This is a genomic window from Acinetobacter sp. ANC 4862 (assembly GCF_004336635.1).
GTDB lineage: Bacteria > Pseudomonadota > Gammaproteobacteria > Pseudomonadales > Moraxellaceae > Acinetobacter.
In genome coordinates this window covers 42,232-64,804 of sequence record NZ_SJXH01000005.1, presented here as the reverse complement: position 1 = coordinate 64,804, position 22,573 = coordinate 42,232, and the positions used below count along the sequence as shown (strand labels likewise).

Below are 22,573 nucleotides of genomic sequence, written 5' to 3'. Positions count from 1 at the left end.
GCCAAATGTCTCACAGAAACAATGAATTATGTTTGTTGCTTTATTTTTTTAGATTAATTGATATTAAAAAAAGCCCCGAACCGGGCTTTTAGAGGATTAATTTTTGACCCAGGTAATATTTCGACCGATAGCGGAACCATCTTTAGATCCGCGAATAATCAAATGTTTTCCATGATTGCCCAGTCGTGCACGAGCAGGGTATTGCTGTCCTGTAACAGGATCTAAAAAAGTACCGTCAATAAATTCATTATTCTTATCAGGATGCAGGGTTAAACCTGAAAGCATGGTCATACCAATCAGGGGTTTATTTTTATTGGCACCGATACATTTTTCGCAAACTGTATTTTGATAAGCACCGGGTACAGCGCGAACATCGATAATTGTAGCGGAATAATGATTATTCTTATCTTTTTGAATAATCACATCCGATAATGAGTAGCCCGTTCTGTCATCAATGGTTTTCCATTTGCCAATTAAAGGATCGGTAGAAGCAAAGCTAGAAAAGCTGATTGTTCCAGTCAACAACAGAAAAAGAGAAGTACGTAATTTTGAGTTCATAAACCGTTTAACCCCAAGTAAAATGAGAGAAAAATACCTAACACAATAAAGGCATAAAAAAATTATGGTTTTATTTATAACGAATTTAAGCGGTTATTACCAGTTAAATAAGTAAAAATTAATAACGTTATTATGTGAATAAGCTCGTAAAAATGAATTAAGAAATGGGCTAGATAAAATCACAAGTTTTGATATAAAAACCTGTGATGACTGAAGATAATTTTTATTCAGTCCTAATCCATGACACTGTTCGACCTAACAGGCTTGTCCCAATAAATCCGCGTAGTGTAAGCACATTTCCGCGTACATTAAGGCGTCCTTTGCCCTGGTAGACATGACCTGAAAGCGGATCTAGAACATGACCGTCAATAAATTCATCTTTATTTTTAGGGTTCTGCTTAAAGCCTGAAAAGATAGGAAGACCGATTAGCGGTGCATTTTTTAATGCGCCTTTACATTTTTCACAATGATCAATAGCAGTGCGGTTTGGAATGGCATGAACTTTGATAATTTTTCCAAGGTAAATTCCATTTTTTTGTTTGGTGATTAAAACGTCTGCACGAGCATATCCTGTTTTGTCGTCAATGGTTTTCCATGTGCCGGCTAAGTCAGGTGTTTCTGCGTGAATCATGCTACTGGCAATAAGTACTAATCCACTCAAAATTATTTTTGTGTTCATGTAAATATTCCACTCATTAATTTATTTTTATGTATTAGAAATAAAAGCTTTATTGACATTATTTGCTTTATTTCGGTATGGAATTTTACTGAAAAACAACCAGATTACAAGTCACAAACTTGCATCTAAATCAGGAAACAGACAGGAGGAAAGTTAAATTTAGCATTAAAAAAGAGCAGCCATATGGCTACTCTTTTTACCGACTTGAGTTGAATTAACTCAGATGTTTACCAAATAATCCAAAGGCTTCTTCGGCTGTAAAGCTGTATCGGGTGCTGCAGAACTGGCAATCCATGGTAATCGGATTTTGAAACTCCAAGGTTTCACGTACCGCTTCAACACCAATTTGAATCAATGCATTGGCACAACGGTCTTTAGAACAGGTACAACCAAAGCTTAATTGCTCGACTTCTGGCAAGCGAACATCTTCTTCATTGTACAAACGATAGAGAATTTCTGTGGCTTCAAGCTCAGTTAACTCTTCTGGCTTTAAGGTGTCAGTCAACATGGTCAGGCGTGGCCAGAGATCGTCATCGACAAGTTGCTGCTCTTCTTCATTAATACGCGGTAACAATTGAATCAGTAAACCGCCAGAACGTTCTGCAGTACTGGCCAAGCGGATTTTAGTTGGAATTTGTGCAGATAAATCATAATACTGCATCAAACAACCAGCTAAGGTGTCATGTTCAATTGGAACGATGCCCTGATAGCGTTCACCAAATTCAGGTTCAATATTAATAAACAGTACGGGACTGACCAGCGCTCTGAAAACCGTGCTGCTGTCTTCTGCTTGAAAGAAGCGCGGGTCTTCTTCGTAATCTGCTGAAGCACGTAATTCACCTAAATGGTTGCATTCCGCCATGGCCCATTTGAAGGTACCTGCTGCCTGAATTTGCAGGCTAATACGTCCTTTAATTTTAAGGGTGCTTGCAAGTAGGGCTGTAGCACTGAGCATTTCACCTAAGAGTACTTGAATGGCTTGCGGATAGTCACGTTGGGCAAGAATAGTTTGTAAAACACTTTCAAGATGCACCACTTCACCACGAATCGGGCAATTTTCAATATAAAAGCGTTGACGTAATTCAGACATAAATTTCTCCAATAGCCCGTGTTAATGGTGTCTACATTGTAAAACACAAGCTAGTTACTATCATCTCTTGTGACATCAATACGCTGATGTTCTAAGCCGCGTTGTAAATTGACGCCAGTCGGTTCTTGACGAATTTGAGCATCACTTTCAAATAAGTGTTCCAGCTCTGCCAATGCATTACGATGAGTTTCATAAATCTTTTGTTCATCGGTATAGACCCGTTGTTGCTGAATCAATAATTTTTCATCGTAATCACGAAACAATTCAATGCTTTTATAAGCATCTTCTTCACTGATATCCAATTCACGTAAGGCACGATAGGCCATACCCAGTGATGATAAATAGGTTTCACGCCAGATATGTTCTACCCCTAAATCACGCAGTAAATGCACATGATGGCGATCTCGTGCACGAACCAAAAGTTTCAGATTCGGATAGTTTAAGCGAATATGACGTGCGACATTCATCGAGTCTTCGATGTCATCAATCGCCAGAACAAAAACTTTGGCGTGTTCAACACCTGCAGAACGCAAGATATCCGGTTGTGTAGCATCACCATAGTATACCGTACCGCCATACTTTCGTACGAAATCGACTTTTTCCAGATTGCTGTCAATTGCGGTAAAGGATTGATGCTGTAAATGGGCGATACGGGCGATGATCTGTCCAAAACGCCCAAATCCAGCAATAATCATCGGGTTATGGATATTGGGGATTTCATCATAAACAGGAGCCTTTTCTTTATCAATCAATGGAATAATCCAGCTGCTAATCAGCCAGTACAGCATCGGGGTCAGCACCATGGAAAGTGTAACAATCAATGTTAAAGGCTCAAGAATGGCCTGGGTTAATACTTTTTCACTACTAGCGACTTTGAGCACCACAAAGGCGAATTCACCGCCTTGAGCCAAGCAGGTGGCAAGCAGCAAGCTGTTGCGCCATGAATATTTTAAATAACGGGCGATTGCAGTGAGAGTCAGGCTTTTGACCAGCATTAAAATGAGTGCACCGCCAATAATCAGCCAAGGCATATCGACCAAGAGAGACAATTGTGTGGTCATGCCAACCGTCATAAAGAACAGACCCAGTAACAACCCTTTAAAGGGTGCAATACTGGCTTCAAGTTCATGACGGAATTCAGAGTCGGCGAGTAGAACGCCAGTTAAGAATGCCCCTAAAGTCGTACTGATCCCGAGCACATCCATGAGCGCAACCACGCCCAAAACAATAAACAAACCGACTGCAGTAATCAGTTCATGTGCACCACTTTTTGCCACAAAGCGGAAAAATGGACGCATCATATAGCGGCTAAACAGGAACAAACCGCTAAAGGTTGCAATAATCGCTGCAAAATAGGCAACGCCATGATGGGTCGATTCAGTACCAGCGAGTAGCGGAATAATCGCTAATAGCGGAATAGCGGCAATATCCTGAAACAATAAGATCGAAAAAGATTGCTGCCCAAAGGTAGTGTTGAGTTGTTGTTTTTCAGAAAGCAGTTGCAGGACAAAGGCTGTAGAGGATAAAGCCAAGGCAGTTCCAATCACAAAACTTGCAGAGAGGCTTTGGTTTAAGGTAAAAAAGACAAGGATGGCCAGAATAACGCCGGTAATGCCGACCTGTAAGCTGCCCATTAAAAAGATCGATTTGCGCATCTCCCACAAGCGTTGTGGACGTAGCTCCAGACCAATAATGAACATCAACAAAATAACACCAAATTCAGCCAGTTCTTGAATTGATTCAGGGTCACTGGCCAGATTTAATGCGCTGGGACCGAGTAAAATTCCTGTAAACAAATAGCCGAGCACGGTGGCAATTCCAAAGCGCTTGGCCAGTGGCACCAAGAGTAGGGAAGCACCAAGGAAAATCGTAATTTGTAACAGTAGCGACATCAGTTCGTCCTGGCCTTTATTTTAATTGCAAAAAAATTAAGCAAAACATTAACTTTGACTTAGCTTAATTCTTGAGGATCTATATCGAGTGTCAGTTTCATGCTGGAGGGCTTTTGATGCAACATGTTTTGCCACCAGGCACGAATATAAAAGTGTAATCGGGCACGATCTTGCGACAGCAGTACCATATGTGCCTGATAGCGTCCGGCTTTGCGTTCCATTGGCGCTGGAATCGGTCCCCAGATATCAATCAGGTTTTCAGAAACTTGTCTGAGCGCCTGGGCATGCTGTTGTAGAAATTCCTGGTTCTGTTCCTGACTTTTTGACTCGCAACGAATCAGTGCGGCATACCGGAAAGGCGGTAACAGTGCTGCTTGACGTTCTGTTAAGGTTTGCTTGGCAAAATGCCGGTAATCCTTTTCGATTAAGGTGTTGAGCAGGGGATGATCCGGTCTCAGGGTTTGTAAATAGACTTCACCTTTGCGTTCACCCCGTCCGGCACGACCCGCGACTTGGATAATCAATTGCGCCGTACGTTCGGTGGCACGGAAATCGACACTGAGCAAGCCAGAATCAATATCCAAAATAGCCACTAAAGTGACATAGGGGAAATGGTGTCCTTTGGCCAGCATTTGCGTGCCGAGTAAAATAATCGGTTCACTTTTTTGAATCTTGTCATAAATTTTTTGCCAGCTGCCGACCCGACTGGTGGAATCGCGATCGACACGAATCACATTGAAATTGGGGAAAAGCTGTTGCAGGTGTTCTTCCACTTTGGCTGTACCCATGCCAATCGATTTTAATTCCGTATGTTTGCACTGCGGACAATGCTCGGGCATGCGGTGAATGCTGCCACAATGGTGACAATGTAAATGCTGATAAGGCTGTCGATGCACGGTAAAGTTGGCATCACAATGCGGACACTTTGCCTGCCAGGCACAGCTTTCGCAAATCAGTACCGGTGCATAACCACGGCGGTTCAAGAACACTAACACCTGTTCTTTTTTATCCAGCCGTTTTTGAATTTCCTCAATCAGGCTTTGGCTAATGCCATTTTGCTTTTGCGCAATTTTCAGATCAATCAGATGAATCTTTGGCATCAGCGCAATACCCGCACGCTGATTCAGCTCTAAACGGGTCATTTTTCCTGAGTCAGCCAGTGCATAACTTTCAATGCTCGGTGTAGCCGAACCCAAAATAATTGGACAGCTTTGTAAATGAGCCCGATACATCGCGACATCACGTGCATGGTAGCGAAAACCTTCCTGCTGTTTAAATGAAAGGTCGTGTTCTTCATCGAGAATGATTAAGCCCAGATTGGGCAGCGGGGTATAAATGGCTGAACGGGTGCCTAAAATGATGGAGGCTTTACCGGTTTGCGCCGCTTGCCAAGCCTGGAGACGTTTGGAATCATTTAGTCCTGAATGCAGCAGCACAATATTGCCATGAAAGCGCGACTGAAAACGGCTAATCGTTTGTGGTGTTAAACCAATTTCAGGCACTAAAACCAAGACCTGTTTGCCTTGTTTCAGTACCTCTTGCATGATTTGCAAATAGACTTCGGTTTTACCGCTTCCGGTTAAACCATCCAGTAAAAAAGCCTGATATTTTTTTTGTGCTTTAAGTACCTGTTGAATGGCTTTCTTTTGATCTTCATTGGCCGTTAATGGCATTTGCGCCAACGTGACCGGCTGCGGACTAAAATCCTGATTTTCTAAAACACATTCAATAATGTCTTTTTTTTCTAAAGCCTTCAGTGTTGCTGTTTCAATGCCGGCTAAATTTAAAATATTTTCTGTAGTTCCTTGAGGATGCAATTTCAGGACTTTATAAGCTTCTTGCTGTTTTTCAGACCGTTTTACTTTTGCTTCAGCAGCTAAATCCAGAACTTTCCACATCCGCGCCAATAAATTATAGGGTTTGCCCTGACGTAGGAAGGTGGGTAAGGCACTTTGGAAAACTTCGCCAATCGGAAATTGATAATATTGCGCTGACCAGGTTAATAAACTTAAAGTTTTACTGTCTAAAATCGGCTGATCATCCAGCAGGTCGGTAATGGCTTTGAGCTTAAAACGTGGATCAATCGGGGTATCGGCTGTCAGTTTTTCAACAATAATGCCGACCAGATTCTGCCGTCCAAATGACACGGCAACCCGCGCACCTACTTCGGCCAGCTGATATTGTTCAGCCGTTAAGGTGTAATCAAAACAGTCGTAAATATAGACCGGTACAGCAACACGAATGCGATAAAGGTTGGCGGGTATCGAGGATGTATTTGGCATAAATAAGGGTCAAAGCGTCCTGATCAAATTTCGTCGTGCTCAAGATCGAGTTATGGTAGAGTGAGCAAATCATTTATATCTAAGAATATGAATGATTTTGGTGGTCAGACGCAACAGCGCTGAAGCAAATTTTAGAAAATTAGAGCATCACAATGCCTGCATATCAATTTACTGCCATTGATGCTTCAGGGAAGCAGCAAAAAGGCGTGTTAGAAGGGGATTCAGCACGTCAAATTCGTCAACAGCTCAGAGACAAAGAGCTCATTCCTGTGACCGTTGATCCTGTTGAGCAAAAAGATAAGCATAACTCAGAACGTTGGTTTCAGAAAAAAATCACCGCTTATGATTTGGCATTGTTTACCCGTCAACTTTCTGTTCTGGTTGCAGCAGGGATTCCTTTAGAAGAAGTGCTACGTGCTGTGGGCAAGCAAAGTGAAAAAGCCCATGTGCAAAATTTGTTGATGTCAGTGCGCTCAAAAGTCATGGAAGGGCATTCACTGGCCAATGCCTTGCAGCAAGCAGGGCGTTTACCTGATTTATATATCGCCACCATTGCCGCCGGTGAACGCTCGGGACATCTTGATTTAATTCTAGACCAGTTATCAGATTACACCGAAAACCGCTTTGCCATGCAAAAGAAAGTGCAGGGCGCGATGATTTACCCGATTATTTTGATGCTGATGTCGTTTGCGATTGTGATGGGATTAATGACCTATGTGGTTCCTGACATTGTAAAAACTTTTGATCAAAATAAAGATGCATTGCCCTGGATTACCGTAGCGTTGATGAAAACCAGTGATTTTATTCGTGTGGCATGGCCGTTTTTGTTCGTCGCGAGTGTAGTTGGTTTTACTGCTTTAGTTCGCTTTTTAAGAACCGCTGCAGGGCATTATGCTTTTGACCGTTTAACCCTCAAATTGCCATTATTTGGTAAATTATCGCGTGGTATAAATGCAGCACGTTTTGCCAGTACATTATCGATTTTGACTCAGTCTGGCGTACCTTTGGTAGATGCACTTAAAATTGGTGCTGCGGTGAGTAATAACTGGGTGATCCGTGATTCAGTCAATTTGGCAGCGGAGAAAGTCACCGAAGGTGGCAACCTTGCAACGCAACTGGAGCGCAGTGGTTATTTCCCACCGATGATGGTACAAATGATCAAAAGTGGTGAAGCATCGGGTGAGCTGGATCGTATGCTGGAGCGTGCTTCAACCATGCAGGATCGGGAGGTCACCACTCTGATTTCAACTCTGCTTGCCCTGCTTGAACCGCTAATGTTGGTGTTAATGGCCAGCATCGTTTTAGTGATTGTGATTGCGGTGATGCTGCCGATTGTAAATATGAATAATATGATTTAACCCATTTTTATAAAGATAATGATTTTATGAGAGATTGATATGCACGGAAAAATATATCAAGCCAAGCAGACTGGCTTTACCCTGATTGAAGTGATGGTGGTGATTGTGATTTTAGGGGTATTGGCAGCACTGATTGTTCCTAATGTAATGGGGCGTGGTGAAAAAGCCAAAGTAGATACCTCTGCAATTACCCTAAAAGGAGTGGCGGGTGCTTTAGATCAGTACAAGCTTGATAATGGTAAATATCCATCCATGCAAGACGGTGGTTTAGATGCACTGGTTAATCAGCCTGCTTCTGCAAAAAACTGGATGCAGGGTGGTTATGTGAAAGGTGGCTATCCGAAAGACAGTTGGGAAAATGATATTCAATATGTGATTCCCGGTGCCGAAGGTCATGCATTCGACTTATATTCTTTTGGCGCTGATGGTAAAGAAGGCGGCGAAGGTACAGATGCCGATATTTATTATCAGCCTTAATTAAAAATCCTTAACTATTTTAAGGATATAAAATAGATCACTTCACTAAGTGGTGTGCTGTAATACTAAGTGAAGTGATAATGCCTCTTGATGATAAAGTATATATTAAGTTATTGATTTTATTAGAATTACATAATAATCTCTGTTTGAGACTTATAATAAGAATGATTAGCATATGTGATGGTTACAATAATTGTAAGATATGAAGAAATATAGTCTTTTTATTTAACTAAAACTGCGCATAATATCCTTGATGGCACTTTTTTAGCCAAGGAGGGTGGAGTGAAAGCATTAATCATATCGGATGAAATTAACCAATTTCATGGGGCAATGCTCAAGTCTGTTCTTTTAATTTTAAGCTTGCTTCCAATGAGTCAGGGCATTTTAGCCTTATCGAATGCGACGGAAGGAAGTAGCCAGATTATGGTGGGCTTTTTTGCAATCAGTTTATTCAGTGCATTATTCGTATTGTGCTTTTGGTCTGCATTAAAAGTGACTGTATTAAGATTACAACAAGAACAAATTTCAAGTTTAGAACAAAGTGTGGTGAAAGTTTATCGTTATATCCCGATGCTGTTTTTAACCGCAATGATGTCTTATTTAGTGACCCGGTTTTAAAATTAATTAAATAAAAAAACCGAGGCATTGAGCTCGGTTTTTTTATTGCCTTTTTATTCCTTCTCCCTCTGGGAGAAGGTTAGGATGAGGGTGATTAATCATAAACAATTTACCTCTCCCTAGCCCTCTCCTAGAAGGAGAGGGAACACTTAAAGCTAACGTCGTGATTTAAACGACACATCGACCTTACGTGGACGATAAATCCAGCCTAGAATCAACAACAACAATGAGAAACCCAGAATTGGCCAATCACTGAGGCGCATATATAAGGTTTCACCCTGCATTGCTGGAACGTCACCACGAAGGATGGCTGTTTGATCTGTCGGTGCCTGTTTCACAATATGTCCGTTGTGATCAATAAAGGCAGTTACACCAGTATTGGTGGCACGAATAAACCAGCGTCCATTTTCTTTGGCACGCATTTGCACCATTTGTAAATGTTGCCAAGGCCCTGCAGTTCCGGTAAACCAGGCATCATTGGATACGGTGACCAGGTAATCGCTTTGACTGGCATTACGACGGGTCAGGTTTGGATAAGCCACTTCATAACAAATAGCCGCACCCAACGCATGATTTTTCACATTCAATGGTTTTTGGTCATCTGCACCACGAGAGAAACCACTCATCGAGGGGTCATTCTGCAATGCGGGCAATACCCAGCTCAGCCAGCCAGATAAAGGAATATATTCACCAAACGGGACTAAACGTTGCTTTTTATATAAGCCTTCAGTGTCATCACCCGTAGCCATGATACTGTTGTAGTACATCGGGTGCTGTTCGATTTTTGATTCTTTCAAATCCCAATAGGGAAGACCGGTGACCCATGCCGTTCCAGATTTTTCTGCCTGAACTTTCATGGCATCCAAAAAGGGTTCGATATCGGTCTGGAACATGGGAATGGAAGATTCTGGCCACACGATCAGGTCACGTCCCCATTCCGTACGACTTAAATTGGCATAGATCATCAAGGTTTTCACTTGATACTCTGTCAGCCATTTAAGGTCTTGAGGAATATTGCCTTGAATCAGCGAAACAGAAAGCGGTTTCTCATCTTTTGGTTCCACAAAGTTGAGATATGAAGCTCCCCAAGCACCGAGCAATAAGATCGCGGAAGGGATAATCCAGAACACACGTTTATTCAGAATTTCAACGAGCGCACAGGCCAGTATAATCACTACAAACGATACACCGAAGATCCCGAATAATGGTGCATAGCCATCTAAGAAGCGTTCAGTGAAGGCATAGCCGACAAATAACCACGGGAAACCAGTGAATACCCAGGTTTTTGCCCACTCAAAGAACACCCAAAGTGGCGCAAAAGTCAGTGGCGTTTCCGGGAAGAATCGACGATAGATCCATGTTTGCAGGGCTGTAAATAGTCCCATCACCAATGCCATAAAGGCAATCATCAGTACACTTAAAAAGGCACTAGTATCACCATAGACATGGATTGAGGTATACAGCCAAAATGCTCCGACAAACCATAAGCCAAAGCCGTAAGCCCAGCCAATGCCAAAGGCTTGGCGTGCCGAACGTTTACGCAGTGAAGCATAGAGCAAGGCCGGAGACAGCAGTGCAAGCCACCAGTAATAATAAGGTGCCAGCGCAAAACTGAACATGGCACCTGAAAATAACGAAATTAAAAAGGGGTAAATAAAGGGGAGCTGATTTTTTTGTTGAGATGGATTTAACAGCTTATGAAAGTATGTTCTCATTTACGGACAGCTCGAATCAGATGAATAGTACGTGCATCTGCTTCTACAATGGTGAATTCCCAATTTTCAAGCTCAATCACTTGACCTTGTAAATCGCTCACTAAACCAATTTCTTGAAGCAATAAACCGCCGACAGTTTCTACTTCATCATCTGAAAAATCAGCATCTAAAACATTGTTAAAGTGTTCAATTGGTGTAAGTGCTTGAACCAGCCAGGTATTTGCCGTTTGAGGGTCATTATCCGGAATAATGTATTGGGCCTCTTCATCGACCTTATCGTGTTCATCTTCAATTTCACCGACAATTTCTTCTAAAATGTCTTCTAAAGTCACCAGTCCAGAGGTTGTGCCATATTCATCAATCACCACAGCGATATGGGTTTGCGTATTTTTTAACATACGCAGCACTTGGTCAGATCGGGCACTTTCCGGAACAAAGATCGGCTGGCGCATAAGCGCACGAATATCGACCTTATTGTTAGGTTCTGTCAAAAATGGCAGTAAATCCTTGGCCAATAAAATGCCGACCACATTGTCTGGTTGATCGGATGAAAATACCGGGAAGCGTGAATGTGCAGACTCTACAAGGGTATGTAAGATGTCCAGAAGCTGATCATCTTCTTGCAGGCTAATCATCGATGTTCGTGGGGTCATGACCTCACGGACTTTTGTTGCAGGAAGGTCAAGTACGCCTTCAAGCATTGCAACAGTATCGGGTTCTAAAAAACGACGTGAATCTTGTACTAATTTTAGCAGTTCGTCGCGAGTTTCGGGTGCAGTGCTTAACCATTTACGTAAGCCGCGCATGCCCCACGACGGGCCTGATTCCTCGTGCATGATCTTTCCTAAAGACTCTTAATATCTAAAAAAACAAATTTTATCATACTCGAGAAAATATAGATGTCTATCTATAAAATCGCTGTAATCTATGAATGTATGAGTCATCGTTTTCTATCATTTGGATCCGTGCTTTGAAAGCAAAAGACAGCATTTAAGTTTATGTTAAAATAGTGATGATTTTTTAATACCGAGTTTAAGAATGTCTGAACCGCTTGTTACTCCCACTATTCAGCTGAATACACGAGGACTACGTTGTCCTGAACCTGTAATGATGTTGCATCAAGCGATTCGTAAATCAAAATCAGGTGATGTCGTTGAAGTGTTTGCCACAGATAATTCGACTTCATGGGACATTCCGAAATTCTGTATGCATTTAGGTCATGAATTATTATTACAAGAAGAAGTGCTGGATGAAGCGGGCAATAAAGAATTTCATTATTTAGTCAAGAAAGGCTAATTCAGAATATTTTTTCTTTATTTTAAGAAGAGATAAAAAAATCCCCTCGAAAGGGGATTTTTTATTAAAAATTACATATTAGGGTAATTTGGACCACCGCCACCCTCAGGTGTTACCCAAGTGATGTTTTGAGATGGATCCTTGATGTCACAGGTCTTGCAGTGTACACAGTTGGCTGCATTGATCTGGAAGCGTTTCGAGCCATCATTTTCTTCCATGATTTCGTACACACCTGCAGGGCAGTAGCGCTGAGCAGGCTCATCCCATTTTGGTAAATTCACATTTACTGGAATCGAAGCATCAGTCAGTTTTAAATGCGCCGGCTGATTTTCTTCATGCACGGTGTTGGAGACAAACACCGACGACAGACGGTCAAAAGTCAGCTTGCCATCCGGTTTTGGATAGTTGGGCTTAAACGTTTCCGCAGCTTGAGTTTTCAGTGCGGCATAGTCAAGGACTAGATCATGTAGTGTGAATGGTACCTTAAACACGTTCTGGTCGATAAAGTTAAATGCACCACCGATCCATTGACCAAACTTGTGCATTGCCGGACCGAAGTTACGCGAGTTATACAGCTCTTCTTTCAACCAACTGTTGTTGAACTTGTCGGTATACGCTGTCAATTCTTTAACAAAGAAATCTTCACCTTCAACTACACGCGCAACCGCCAGGTCACCGCCTTTTTCTACACCTGCAGCAATCGCTTCAAACACCGCTTCACCGCAGAGCATGCCCGATTTCATCGCAGTGTGAGAACCCTTGATCTTGGCAAAGTTCAAGAAGCCTGCATCATCACCAATTAAAGAGCCACCCGGGAAAGTGAATTTTGGTAGCGAGTTAAAGCCACCTTTGGTCACGGCACGTGCGCCATAAGAAATACGCTTGCCACCTTCCAGATACTGTTTGATCAGGGGATGGGTTTTCCAGCGCTGCATTTCCATAAACGGATACATATGCGGGTTGGTGTAGGACAGATCCACGATCATGCCCAAAGTCACCTGATTGTTTTCCGCGTGGTAGAGCCACCAACCGCCTGAAGAACCGGTTTCATTCAATGGCCAACCAGCACCATGCATCACCAAACCAGGTTTGTGTTTTGCAGGATCGATTTCCCAAAGTTCTTTAATACCAATACCGTAGTGCTGTGGATCGGCATCTTTGTCCAAGTTATATTTTGCAATCAGACGTTTACCGAGGTGACCACGACAACCTTCTGCAAAAATAGTGTATTTGGCATGCAGTTCATAACCCGGAGTAAAGTTATGGGTTGGTTCGCCATCCTTGCCGATACCCATGTCACCGGTTTGAATGCCTTTAACGGTGCCATCTGCATGGTAAAGAATTTCTGATGCCGCAAAGCCCGGGAAAATGGAAACTTCCAGTTCTTCCGCTTTAGTGCTTAACCAGCGCACCACGTTGCCTAAGGATATGACATAGTTACCATCATTGTGCATGGTTTTCGGCACCATCCAGTGTGGCGCTTCTTGTGATTTTTCATCAGACAATAAGAAATAGGTTTTGTCTTCTGTCACTGGAACATTTAAAGGCGCACCTTCTTCCTTCCAGTTCGGGAACAGTTCATTTATGGCACGCGGTTCAAGCACCGCACCGGATAAAATGTGTGCACCAACTTCGGAGCCCTTTTCCACCACACAAACGGACAGATCGTTCAGGTTGTTTTCAATTGCAAGTTGACGAATTTTAATCGCCGCAGAAAGACCCGCAGGGCCTGCGCCTACGATAACGACGTCAAACTCCATCGATTCACGTTCGATGTGTTCCATGTAGGACTCCTCATATGATTTGAAGGTGGCAACCGTAATGATTTCACTCGGTGCTGCCATGAGTGTTCTTAATGCCCAGACACAATTTTATTATCGTGTCTTTTATATTGTGGGCTAGTATAGTTTTAAACCTTGATCTAGCCAATTGGCTGAATCATATTATTTTTCCGTCAGCAGGGGTATTCCGTATGGTTAATCAAAATAATTCACCAAATCAGACGAAAAATGTCGCTATTCCTGATGATAAAAATTTAATGGGTATTACACAATACTTAAAAGATGCACAGACCGGTCACAAAAGGTCAATTCCCCCATTGGACCAATTTAACCCAAAGCATTGTGGTGCAATGGATTTAAAGGTAAAAGCCAATGGAGAATGGTGGCACGAAGGTCAATTGATCAAACGACAAGCCTTGATTGACCTGTTCTCGACCGTACTCTGGAAAGAAGAGGGTAAGTTCTACTTAAAGACTCCCGTAGAACAAATTGAAATAGAAGTCGAAGATGAGCCTCTATTCGTCAATCAGGTGGATCAGGTCGAAATTGAGGGTAAAACCTATATTCAACTCACCACCACCACGCAGGATGTGGTGATTGTGGATCAGGCACATCCACTTTTTATTCGTGAATATTCAGGTGAATTACGTCCTTATGTGCATGTTCGTTTTGGCATCAATGCCTTAATTCAACGTTCTGCTTTTTTTCATTTAATTGAAATGGGACAGCTCCTTGAAAATGCTCAAGGTGATACCATCTTAAGCTTACAAAGTGGTGATTTTTACTTGCAATTGGGCACCTGAGGTTTAAGCTTTGTACTCCCGTCTTTTGAACTGCTGAAAGTGAAGTTATGACAGCCATTCATCCTATTGATCCTTTAATAAATCCAATGCCCAAGGCGCAAGCTGATGCGCCTATTGGAATTTTTGACTCTGGAATAGGTGGTTTGTCTATCGCGCAGGAAATTGCGAATTATTTACCCAAAGAACGCATCCTTTATTATGCAGACACTGCCAATGTGCCTTATGGACCGCGGGAAGATCAAAATATTCGTGAGCTAACCGCCGATGCAATTGAATGGCTGTATCGTCAAGGCTGTAAAGTGGCAGTGGTGGCATGCAATACCGCTTCTGCTTTTAGCCTGGATTATTTGCGTGATTATTATGGTGAAGATTTTCCGATTATCGGTTTAGTGCCTGCATTAAAACCTGCTGTATTACAAACCAAATCAAAAACAGTCGCGGTTCTTGCAACGCCAGCAACTTTTCGGGGCAAACTGATTCAAGATGTGATGCAACGTTTTGCCCTGCCTGCCAATGTGAATGTCATTCCTGTGACCTGTCTGGATTTAGTGCCCTTTGTGGAAAGTGGTTCACAAATGAGTGCGGAATGTTTAGCGACTTTAAAAGAAATATTACAACCTGTGGTGGATCAAGGCGCAGATTATTTAGTCTTGGGATGTACTCATTATCCCTTCCTGAAACCTGCGATTGAATCGATTTTTGGTCAGAAACTGACATTAATTGACTCTGGTGTACCCGTTGCGCGACAAACAGCCCGTATTTTGATTAAAAATGAGTTATTATTTGAACAAGATCAAAATAATGCTGTCCGTATTGAATGTCATGTCAGTGGCAATAACGCAGAAAATTTAAAAACCGTGTTGCAGTACCTCATTCCAGAAGATTTGACTTGGAATTTGAGCAATGTGGGTATTGAATAAATAAAGAAATGCGGCTAGTGTTTTGAAATATATTAAAAAAATTTATATTGGGGTTGCTGGATTACAGCACAACTGAGCATGGCTACAGTTGGGGATGTAATATGCAATTGGAAGAGGATAACCAATGCTCGATAAGCGTTATCAGGTTTTTATTTCTACGTCTGGCAGTGAAATGCAACCAGAGCGTATTGTTTTAGCTCAAACTCTCGTGGGAATGGGGTTCTTTTCTTGGGGATTGGAACAACGGACACCCCTGAGTACAGCATTTGCACGTCGTCAAATTGATGACTGCGACTATGTGGTGATTCTTTTGGGCAGTCAATATGGCGAGCAATCTGTGTCAGGTGTCGGGTATATGCACCTCGAATATATTTATGCTGTCACCAAACAGAAGCCGATTATTGTCTTTATGCATGAAGATCCGGCATCCCGGGACTCGGCTTTACAGGATAAAAAGCCGGAACTTCGCGAAAAATTCCTAGAATTCCGTAAATTATTACAACAAGAAGCAGATCAAATTTTTACTTACCGCAGCCTTCGTGATTTGGAAATGGCGGTGCGCTTTAATATGCCGCAAATGCTTGAACGCCATCCTGTTTCAGGTTGGGTTCGACCGCAGAACACGCAGTCCTTGCATGATGAAATTGATCAACTCAAAGCTAAAATTGAGCAACTTGAAACTGAAGTAGGCAAGCGGGAAGTCGATCCGTTCCTGTCTTTACCCAAAGTTTCAATGCATGAATTATTTTCTTTTGAATATCGAATGCATGCCTATCAAGATGGCAATTTCAAAGAGCTGAAAATTCAAAAGAAACTGACTTGGGCACAGTTACTGAATATTTTAGGCAGCATGTTTGTCAATCCGACACCAGAAGAATATTTTTCTAAATGTATGAATGACTATTTAAATGACACAGGACTGGAAGATGCGCGTGCGGAAATGCCGCGTGCCCATGCAGTGGCACGTGCGCAAATTAATATTCGTGCTTTGCACAGTATTAAAATGCAAATGCGTCAAAATGACTGGATTGTACAATCTGGACGTGATGACCGTCAGCGTATGTTGTGGCAAATCACGCCCAAAGGGCAAAAGCTTTTAGAAAGTAATTTGCTGGATAATCATCGTGTTTTTCAATTTAAGTCTAACTATTAATCTATATAGAGAAAGTGCAGAAAACTGTTAAAGTAAACCAGTTCATATATATTGGAAAGGGTTTGATGTTTTCTGCACCTAAAGCGAAAGTCACCATTATTTTAGCCAATTTGGGTACGCCAGACGAACCTACTGTTCCTGCAGTGCGTCGTTTTCTGAAGCAGTTTTTATCTGATCAGCGGGTCATTGAAATTCCAAAACCCGTTTGGCAAATCATTTTAAGACTGTTTATTTTACCGTTTCGACCCAAGCGTGTGGCTCATGCTTATGCAATGGTCTGGGGGCAAGATTCACCGATGCGTGAAATTGTCTTAGAACAAGTTAAAGCGGTTCAACAGCAATTAATTGAGCACTATCCGCAATTTGAATTAAATATTGTCCCTGCCATGAGTTATGGCAATCCAGGTATTCAAGAATTGCTGCAAAAATTAAGCTTAAATCCACAAGATCACATTATTTTACTTCCCCTGTTTCCTCAATATTCGGCAACCTCTACCGCTCCACTCTATGATGCGGTTGCCAAGTGGATACTGACCCAGCGCAATTTACCCGGCTTGTCGATTATTCGTGATTATTATCAGCACCCTTTATATATTCAGGCTTTGGCGCAAAGTGTACGGGATTATCAGGCTGAACATGGTGCTGCAGAAAAATTATTGATGTCATTCCATGGTATTCCACAGCCGTATGCGGATAAGGGTGATCCGTATGCAGACCGTTGTCGAATTACCGGGCAACTTGTGGCGCAGGCTTTGGGTTTACAGGACTATCAGTGGGCAGCCAGTTTCCAATCCCGTTTTGGTAAGCAAGAGTGGATTAAACCTTATACGGATACGCTGTTGACCAAATGGGCAGAGCAAGGGGTGAAATCAGTACAAGTGCTAAGTCCGGCGTTTTCGGCGGATTGTCTCGAGACTCTAGAGGAACTAGCTTTGCAAAATGCTGAAACCTTTAAGTCAGGGGGGGGGGAGCAATATGCTTATATTCCTGCATTAAATACCCGTGCAGATCATATCGCATTGCTCACAACTTTGCTTCAAGCTAATCTTGATGCATTAACGCAGACATTTTCCCACTAATTTCACCGAGGTTTCACCATTATGTTGCAAGTCAAAATTGTTCCGGTTACGGCATTTCAGCAAAATTGTTCAATTGTTTGGGATTCAGAAAGTAAAGAAGCAGTTTTGATTGATGCAGGTGGTGAGCCTGAAAAATTAGCAGCTGAAGTTGAAGCACTCGGTTTGACCGTGACAGCTTTATGGTTGACTCATGGTCATCTGGATCATGCGGGGGCAGTGGGAGCATTAACCAAAGTGTGGAATGTTCCTGTGATTGGTCCGCATAAAGAAGATGCATTTTGGCTAGACATGATTCAAGAGACTTCAGCGCGTTATGGCTTTCCTATTCCAGAAAAAGTGGACGTTACTCAATGGCTTGAAGGCGGACAAGTGTTAAAGCTGGGCGATGAAGAATTTGAAGTCCGTTTTGCTCCAGGTCATACCCCGGGTCACGTGATGTTCTATAACAAAAATTATGCTCTATTATGGACCGGTGATGTGCTGTTTAAAGGGTCGATTGGCCGTACCGACTTTCCACGTGGAAATCATCAGCAATTATTAGATTCGATTCAGCGTGAATGTTTCAGTCTGCCAGATGAAACCCAATTTATTTCAGGTCATGGCCCGATCAGTAGCATTGGTTTTGAAAAACAGCATAATCCCTTTGTTGCGGGCAAAGCGGGTTGATACTTTGAATTTGGTAGTAAAAAGTCTGCATCTGCAGACTTTTTTTATATGTGCAATTTTTTGAAATAATTAAAATTCATCATCTTCACGACTGCCATCCGCTTGCGGTGCATCTTGAGTAGGCAGTTTATATTCATCATTTGCCCAAGCGCCCAAATCAATCATTTTACAGCGTTCTGAACAAAAAGGACGAAACTCGTTGCCTTCCCAAGTCGAAGGTTTGCCACAACGCGGGCAAGGAAAAGTGCGAGGCATCTTATTCTCCGGATAAAAATGATGATTCGATTAGTCAAACTCAGTCGCTCTTGCTAGACTTGAGCGGATTTTTGTTAGTTTGATCTGATTATGCCAATTCGTCAATTTCAAGCACAGCGTATGCATGCGCCTCGTGATTTTCAAATGATTAGCCCAGAGCCAATTTGTGTGGAAATTGGTGCAGGTAAAGGTAAACATGCCTTGCTTTTTTCGAGTCAGCATCCCGAACATAAACTGATTGCCATTGAACGCACCCGTGAAAAATATGTGGCGATGCAAAAACAGCATGCTTTAGAAGGGCAAGCCAATTTACAAGCCATTCATGCCGATGCCATGCCATGGATCGTCCATGCCTTGAATCCTGGGCAAGTGCAGCAATTTTTTATTCTGTATCCAAATCCTGAACCGCATAATCCGGCACAGCGCTGGTTGAATATGCCATTTTTTGAATTTTTACTGTCACGCTTACAGGTTGGTGGAACGGTAACTCTGGCCAGTAATATGCCTGAATATATTGCAGAAGCACAACAGCAGTTGATTGAGACTTGGAAATTACCTTTTATTAAAGAAGTGATTCCAGGTACATCAGCACGTACCCATTTTGAAATTAAATATTTGGAACGTGGCGAATTGTGTCAGCAACTCATCATCACCAAGCCAGAAGGCTACACCACCCGTTTTGATGATTTTATGCCGCTGCAAGGTCAAAATGCGGTTATCGAAATTGCATCAGAAACTGATGTAAAAGATGCTGAATAAGTTTGCTATGAAAAAACGTGTTGCAATTATTGGGGCAGGTCCTGCGGGATTGATGGCGGCAGAAGTTTTAACTCAGTACGATTACGACGTGCATGTCTACGAACAGAAACCCTCGGCCGCACGTAAATTTTTAATGGCCGGAAAAACCGGCTTAAATATTTCTCATGCCGAGCCTGTAGCTCAATTTATAGAGCGTTATGACCAAGCGGACTGGCTTGCACCTTGGGTAAAACAGTGGGATGCCCAATGGATTCAGCAATGGATGAAGGGCTTAGGGATTGAATCCTATATTGGTTCATCCGGTCGGGTATTTCCCATTGAGATGAAAGCTGCGCCATTGCTGCGTGCCTGGTTAAAACGTTTAACCCAACATGGTGTAATTTTTCATTATCGACATCAATGTCTGAAGCTGAGCAGTTCTGAATTACAGTTTAAAAACCTGGTCACGGAACAGGTTGAAACCCAGCCTTTTGATGCCATTGTGATGGCATGTGGTGCGGTATCTTGGTCACGACTCGGTAGTGATGGAGCATGGCAACAATGGTTATCTGAGGATGAAATTGAAGCCTTTCATGCCAGTAATGCAGGCGTGGAACATGATTGGTCCAAGTTCATGCAACCGGTGTTTGGTCAACCTTTAAAGCGTGTTGAAGCATGGGTAGAAGGTGAAGCCAAAACCATGGGCGATATTGTGATTAGCCATTATGGCCTGGAAAGTGGTCTGATCTATAAACAGGGTCGCGCGCTACGTCAGCAGCTTAAAAATGGTCAGGCCATGCAACTCTATTTGGATTTAATTCCAGAGCAGACGGTTGAGCAACTCGCGCAAAAATTACAACCCACTAAAAAGCAGTCTTTAAGTAATGTCTGGCGTAAAGCAGGTTTAGATCTTGCCAAAGCCAATCTGGTGCGTGAATTGGTGGCTAAAGATGTGTGGAGTGATCCGCTGGCTTTGGCACAGCAGATTAAACATTTGCCTATTCCTTTACAGGGTTTTCGTCCTATAGAAGAAGCGATTAGCTGTGCTGGTGGCATTAAACGAGACGTGTTGTCTGAACAGCTGCAATTAAAGTCAAATCCGCATGTGTTCTGTTGCGGAGAAATGCTGGATTGGGATGCACCGACAGGCGGTTATTTATTAACTGCATGTTTTGCGACAGGTCGTGCTGCGGGTGAGGGCGTGCATAGTTATCTGGCGATAAAAAAATAACAGCAGATATTTTGAACCGTAATTTAAAGCATGTTAGGTTGATCACTCAAACCTTATAAAAATACGGCTGTTATGTCTGAACAAAATTTATATAGCGGAAGCTGTTTGTGTGGCGGTTTACGCTATGAAATTCAGGGTAAAATCGGTGACATCGTGCAATGCCATTGTCGAAAGTGTCGTAAAGCGAATGGCACAGCTTTTGCCACCAATGCCCCGATTCGAAAAGCAGATTTTAAAATTGTGCAAGGCGAGCATTTGCTGAAAAAGTTCCAATCCAGTGAAACCACACAGCGCTGTTTTTGTGCCGATTGTGGTTCACCGATTATCAGCATTAAAACTGAAACACCGGATCTGTACCGTTTAAGAATTGGCACCTTAGATACACCACTTCAGCAAAAGCCGACCCAACATATCTTTGCTGCATCTAAAGCAGAATGGGATACGATTTGCGATGGCTTGGTGCAGTATAAAGAGCAACCATAAAGCATCAACACAATAAAAAAAGTAGAAGGGATCAAATGATCCCTTTTTTATGCTATCCAGTTTTAGTAGCTAGATTGAGTTGTATCGGATTTAGCGGCTTCAGCTTTTTTTGTTTCAGCTTGGTCCATTTCCGGATATTGTGACTGCCAATGTTCAAGCTGGTCTTGGGCATGTAAAAAACTACCTAAACCTTTGACTCGATCGCCTGAATTTTTCATTTCCTCTGCTTTTTTATCTTTATGCTGATCATACAGTTTGGCTTGGGTTTGCCAGTATTCTGCAATTAAGCCTTGAATATAGCGGCCTTGCTGGGTTTTTAAATCCAGTTCTTTCAACATATTCAGTGCTGACTGAATATTGTCACGTTTGCGATTATGCGCAAATTCATCGGTTAAGGATCCCTCCTCGTGCATTTTGGTCAGCTCATCTTCCATGTCATCACTCATTTGGGTGAAGCGCGTATCGAAGTCGGTGAGTAAGGCAATATCATGTTGATCATCCGGAGTTTTCTCAAACGCTTTGACCGGTTCGGTAATCAACTCCTGCATGACTTTATCTTCAGGTTGAATTTTATCGTTTTGAGTAGCTGTATTTTTGCTGTTATCACAGGCCGTCAGGAATACGCTTGAACATAATAAAACAGGCAAACCAAGTTGTTTCAGTGGAAGTTTTTTCATGATGATTCCTTATTTCTAATCAATTTTTTTAAAATCATAGGCATAGGTTATATAAGGGAAGGTAATTTCATCTTGTGGATATTTACCAGTGTAGCTGAAGACCAACTGTTCAAATAAAGCTTTTAGTTGCTGTTGTTCTTGCTCAGGCATTGCAGCAATAAAACTGGTGGAAAGCAGACGTTTAGACACCACATTTTCTACTGTACCGACATGCTGCTGCTCAAAAGTCTGGACATTTTCTAACTGAAATAATGATTGCTGCTCAAATACATTTTTCCACTTTCCACTATGATAACGCGGTGTGTTACCCTCGAAAGGTTCAATCAGATCGGCCAGTGCCTTGACCCAGTCAACGTTTATATCCCGTTGATTCCAGATCAGTGCCAAATGTCCGGATGGTTTCAAGACTTGGTGAATTTGCTGTAAAGTCTCAAGATTGGAAAACCAGTGGAAGGATTGTGCGCAGATCACAGCATCAACACTATGTGCAGCCACAGGTAACTGTTCACTGGAGGCTTGCAGGGTTTGAATGTCGGGAAATGCCTGTTGTAACTGTGCCAGCATTTCCTGAACCGGTTCAATCGCGATAATATGCGAAGTAATCTGTTGTAAGTACGGTAAGAATTTGCCCGTGCCAGAACCCAGATCAATGACCTGTGAATTTGCGCCCAGTTGCAGCTGATGTTGCAGCCAACTCACGATCTCTGCTGGATAACCCGGACGCACCTGCTGATAAAGTTCTGCAGCAGAACTGAAGCCTTTTTGAGCGGCAGGATGAAGTGATTGTGTCATATTTTGCGCTTTCTAATATTCTTGGCATCT

23 protein-coding genes are annotated in these 22,573 nt (G+C 42.4%); 12 read left to right on the top strand and 11 right to left on the bottom strand.

The genetic code is table 11. The features are described from left to right. Nucleotides 1–96: 96 nt before the first annotated feature. From E0409_RS03720 to E0409_RS03700, 5 genes are all read right to left on the bottom strand, one after another. On the bottom strand, nt 97–558 hold the full coding sequence (locus tag E0409_RS03720) for a DUF2147 domain-containing protein (RefSeq protein ID WP_131287768.1): 462 nt from the start codon (nt 556–558) through the stop codon (nt 97–99). Between the two features lie 223 nt (nt 559–781). Further along, the gene (locus tag E0409_RS03715) at nt 782–1,237 is read right to left on the bottom strand and encodes a DUF2147 domain-containing protein (RefSeq protein WP_252151767.1); all 456 of its coding nucleotides are present in this window, start codon (nt 1,235–1,237) and stop codon (nt 782–784) included. Nucleotides 1,238–1,451: 214 nt separating this feature from the next. Continuing rightward, nucleotides 1,452–2,327 carry an Hsp33 family molecular chaperone HslO gene (hslO, locus tag E0409_RS03710; protein WP_131287765.1) on the bottom strand — a complete coding sequence of 292 codons (876 nt, stop codon included), beginning with the start codon at nt 2,325–2,327 and terminating at the stop codon, nt 1,452–1,454. A gap of 50 nt (nt 2,328–2,377) precedes the next feature. Further along, entirely contained in the window at nt 2,378–4,219 is a 1,842-nt protein-coding gene (locus tag E0409_RS03705; protein WP_131287762.1) for a monovalent cation:proton antiporter-2 (CPA2) family protein, read from the bottom strand. Nucleotides 4,220–4,278: 59 nt separating this feature from the next. Then, nucleotides 4,279–6,501 carry a primosomal protein N' gene (locus E0409_RS03700; RefSeq protein ID WP_131287759.1) on the bottom strand — a complete coding sequence of 741 codons (2,223 nt, stop codon included), beginning with the start codon at nt 6,499–6,501 and terminating at the stop codon, nt 4,279–4,281. Nucleotides 6,502–6,653: 152 nt separating this feature from the next. Between E0409_RS03700 and gspF the strand changes: the two genes are divergently transcribed. The 3 genes from gspF to E0409_RS03685 all read left to right on the top strand — a co-directional run bounded on the left by gspF (nt 6,654) and on the right by E0409_RS03685 (nt 8,954). Next, entirely contained in the window at nt 6,654–7,859 is a 1,206-nt protein-coding gene (gene gspF / locus E0409_RS03695; RefSeq protein ID WP_131287757.1) for a type II secretion system inner membrane protein GspF, read from the top strand. 39 nt (nt 7,860–7,898) lie between these two features. Next, the gene (gene gspG / locus E0409_RS03690) at nt 7,899–8,336 is read left to right on the top strand and encodes a type II secretion system major pseudopilin GspG (RefSeq protein WP_131287755.1); all 438 of its coding nucleotides are present in this window, start codon (nt 7,899–7,901) and stop codon (nt 8,334–8,336) included. Nucleotides 8,337–8,618: 282 nt separating this feature from the next. Beyond that, a complete protein-coding gene (locus E0409_RS03685; protein ID WP_131287752.1) occupies nt 8,619–8,954 on the top strand; it encodes a hypothetical protein in 336 nt (111 codons plus the stop codon). A 155-nt stretch (nt 8,955–9,109) separates the two neighbouring features. On the opposite strand, the gene lnt is transcribed toward E0409_RS03685, so the two are convergent. Further along, nucleotides 9,110–10,669 carry an apolipoprotein N-acyltransferase gene (gene lnt, locus E0409_RS03680; protein WP_131287749.1) on the bottom strand — a complete coding sequence of 520 codons (1,560 nt, stop codon included), beginning with the start codon at nt 10,667–10,669 and terminating at the stop codon, nt 9,110–9,112. Further along, complete coding sequence (locus tag E0409_RS03675; protein WP_131287747.1) at nt 10,666–11,505, bottom strand: CorC family transporter; 840 nt, start codon at nt 11,503–11,505, stop codon at nt 10,666–10,668. Before E0409_RS03675 ends, lnt begins: the two co-directional genes overlap by 4 nt. 202 nt (nt 11,506–11,707) lie before the next feature. Here E0409_RS03675 and tusA point away from each other — a divergent pair, with 202 nt between their 5' ends. After that, nucleotides 11,708–11,965, top strand: a complete 258-nt coding sequence (gene tusA, locus E0409_RS03670; protein ID WP_004649978.1) for a sulfurtransferase TusA — start codon at nt 11,708–11,710, stop codon at nt 11,963–11,965. A 71-nt stretch (nt 11,966–12,036) separates the two neighbouring features. On the opposite strand, the gene E0409_RS03665 is transcribed toward tusA, so the two are convergent. Further along, nucleotides 12,037–13,749: an electron transfer flavoprotein-ubiquinone oxidoreductase gene (locus E0409_RS03665; RefSeq protein ID WP_131287744.1), complete on the bottom strand. Its 1,713-nt coding sequence runs from the start codon at nt 13,747–13,749 to the stop codon at nt 12,037–12,039. Between the two features lie 188 nt (nt 13,750–13,937). On the opposite strand from E0409_RS03665, the gene E0409_RS03660 reads away from it, so the two are divergent. The 5 genes from E0409_RS03660 to E0409_RS03640 all read left to right on the top strand — a co-directional run bounded on the left by E0409_RS03660 (nt 13,938) and on the right by E0409_RS03640 (nt 18,367). Then, nucleotides 13,938–14,549 carry a DUF1285 domain-containing protein gene (locus E0409_RS03660; RefSeq protein ID WP_131287741.1) on the top strand — a complete coding sequence of 204 codons (612 nt, stop codon included), beginning with the start codon at nt 13,938–13,940 and terminating at the stop codon, nt 14,547–14,549. 47 nt (nt 14,550–14,596) lie between these two features. Next, nucleotides 14,597–15,469 (top strand): glutamate racemase, encoded by an 873-nt coding sequence (murI, locus tag E0409_RS03655; protein ID WP_131287738.1) that lies wholly within the window; start codon nt 14,597–14,599, stop codon nt 15,467–15,469. A gap of 124 nt (nt 15,470–15,593) precedes the next feature. Then, complete coding sequence (locus tag E0409_RS03650) at nt 15,594–16,622, top strand: DUF4062 domain-containing protein (RefSeq protein ID WP_131287735.1); 1,029 nt, start codon at nt 15,594–15,596, stop codon at nt 16,620–16,622. A 65-nt stretch (nt 16,623–16,687) separates the two neighbouring features. Beyond that, nucleotides 16,688–17,701 carry a ferrochelatase gene (hemH, locus tag E0409_RS03645; protein ID WP_131287732.1) on the top strand — a complete coding sequence of 338 codons (1,014 nt, stop codon included), beginning with the start codon at nt 16,688–16,690 and terminating at the stop codon, nt 17,699–17,701. Nucleotides 17,702–17,722: 21 nt separating this feature from the next. Continuing rightward, a complete protein-coding gene (locus tag E0409_RS03640; RefSeq protein WP_131287729.1) occupies nt 17,723–18,367 on the top strand; it encodes an MBL fold metallo-hydrolase in 645 nt (214 codons plus the stop codon). A gap of 69 nt (nt 18,368–18,436) precedes the next feature. Here E0409_RS03640 and E0409_RS03635 read toward each other — a convergent pair whose 3' ends face one another. Next, nucleotides 18,437–18,622, bottom strand: a complete 186-nt coding sequence (locus tag E0409_RS03635; RefSeq protein ID WP_131287726.1) for a DNA gyrase inhibitor YacG — start codon at nt 18,620–18,622, stop codon at nt 18,437–18,439. An 84-nt stretch (nt 18,623–18,706) separates the two neighbouring features. Between E0409_RS03635 and E0409_RS03630 the strand changes: the two genes are divergently transcribed. The 3 genes from E0409_RS03630 (at nt 18,707) to E0409_RS03620 (ending at nt 21,074) form a co-directional block, all read left to right on the top strand. Next, the gene (locus E0409_RS03630; RefSeq protein ID WP_171458780.1) at nt 18,707–19,381 is read left to right on the top strand and encodes a class I SAM-dependent methyltransferase; all 675 of its coding nucleotides are present in this window, start codon (nt 18,707–18,709) and stop codon (nt 19,379–19,381) included. Between the two features lie 7 nt (nt 19,382–19,388). Beyond that, nucleotides 19,389–20,591: a TIGR03862 family flavoprotein gene (locus E0409_RS03625; RefSeq protein ID WP_131287720.1), complete on the top strand. Its 1,203-nt coding sequence runs from the start codon at nt 19,389–19,391 to the stop codon at nt 20,589–20,591. Nucleotides 20,592–20,663: 72 nt separating this feature from the next. Continuing rightward, nucleotides 20,664–21,074: a GFA family protein gene (locus E0409_RS03620; protein WP_131287718.1), complete on the top strand. Its 411-nt coding sequence runs from the start codon at nt 20,664–20,666 to the stop codon at nt 21,072–21,074. Nucleotides 21,075–21,136: 62 nt separating this feature from the next. Here the strand turns inward: E0409_RS03620 and E0409_RS03615 are convergent, their stop codons facing one another. Beyond that, entirely contained in the window at nt 21,137–21,751 is a 615-nt protein-coding gene (locus E0409_RS03615; RefSeq protein WP_131287715.1) for a hypothetical protein, read from the bottom strand. A gap of 15 nt (nt 21,752–21,766) precedes the next feature. Continuing rightward, nucleotides 21,767–22,543, bottom strand: coding sequence for a class I SAM-dependent methyltransferase (locus tag E0409_RS03610; RefSeq protein ID WP_131287712.1), 777 nt, complete (start codon nt 22,541–22,543; stop codon nt 21,767–21,769). Nucleotides 22,544–22,573 lie beyond the last annotated feature (30 nt).

Bases quoted from the DNA above. Each gene is read 5' to 3' on its own strand.
- E0409_RS03720 (WP_131287768.1), bottom strand. From the start codon at position 558: ATGAACTCAAAATTACGTACTTCTCTTTTTCTGTTGTTGACTGGAACA.
- E0409_RS03715 (WP_252151767.1), bottom strand. From the start codon at position 1,237: ATGAACACAAAAATAATTTTGAGTGGATTAGTACTTATTGCCAGTAGC.
- hslO (WP_131287765.1), bottom strand. From the start codon at position 2,327: ATGTCTGAATTACGTCAACGCTTTTATATTGAAAATTGCCCGATTCGT.
- E0409_RS03705 (WP_131287762.1), bottom strand. From the start codon at position 4,219: ATGTCGCTACTGTTACAAATTACGATTTTCCTTGGTGCTTCCCTACTC.
- E0409_RS03700 (WP_131287759.1), bottom strand. From the start codon at position 6,501: ATGCCAAATACATCCTCGATACCCGCCAACCTTTATCGCATTCGTGTT.
- gspF (WP_131287757.1), top strand. From the start codon at position 6,654: ATGCCTGCATATCAATTTACTGCCATTGATGCTTCAGGGAAGCAGCAA.
- gspG (WP_131287755.1), top strand. From the start codon at position 7,899: ATGCACGGAAAAATATATCAAGCCAAGCAGACTGGCTTTACCCTGATT.
- lnt (WP_131287749.1), bottom strand. From the start codon at position 10,669: ATGAGAACATACTTTCATAAGCTGTTAAATCCATCTCAACAAAAAAAT.
- E0409_RS03675 (WP_131287747.1), bottom strand. From the start codon at position 11,505: ATGCACGAGGAATCAGGCCCGTCGTGGGGCATGCGCGGCTTACGTAAA.
- tusA (WP_004649978.1), top strand. From the start codon at position 11,708: ATGTCTGAACCGCTTGTTACTCCCACTATTCAGCTGAATACACGAGGA.
- E0409_RS03665 (WP_131287744.1), bottom strand. From the start codon at position 13,749: ATGGAACACATCGAACGTGAATCGATGGAGTTTGACGTCGTTATCGTA.
- E0409_RS03660 (WP_131287741.1), top strand. From the start codon at position 13,938: ATGGTTAATCAAAATAATTCACCAAATCAGACGAAAAATGTCGCTATT.
- murI (WP_131287738.1), top strand. From the start codon at position 14,597: ATGACAGCCATTCATCCTATTGATCCTTTAATAAATCCAATGCCCAAG.
- E0409_RS03650 (WP_131287735.1), top strand. From the start codon at position 15,594: ATGCTCGATAAGCGTTATCAGGTTTTTATTTCTACGTCTGGCAGTGAA.
- hemH (WP_131287732.1), top strand. From the start codon at position 16,688: ATGTTTTCTGCACCTAAAGCGAAAGTCACCATTATTTTAGCCAATTTG.
- E0409_RS03640 (WP_131287729.1), top strand. From the start codon at position 17,723: ATGTTGCAAGTCAAAATTGTTCCGGTTACGGCATTTCAGCAAAATTGT.
- E0409_RS03635 (WP_131287726.1), bottom strand. From the start codon at position 18,622: ATGCCTCGCACTTTTCCTTGCCCGCGTTGTGGCAAACCTTCGACTTGG.
- E0409_RS03625 (WP_131287720.1), top strand. From the start codon at position 19,389: ATGAAAAAACGTGTTGCAATTATTGGGGCAGGTCCTGCGGGATTGATG.
- E0409_RS03620 (WP_131287718.1), top strand. From the start codon at position 20,664: ATGTCTGAACAAAATTTATATAGCGGAAGCTGTTTGTGTGGCGGTTTA.
- E0409_RS03615 (WP_131287715.1), bottom strand. From the start codon at position 21,751: ATGAAAAAACTTCCACTGAAACAACTTGGTTTGCCTGTTTTATTATGT.
- E0409_RS03610 (WP_131287712.1), bottom strand. From the start codon at position 22,543: ATGACACAATCACTTCATCCTGCCGCTCAAAAAGGCTTCAGTTCTGCT.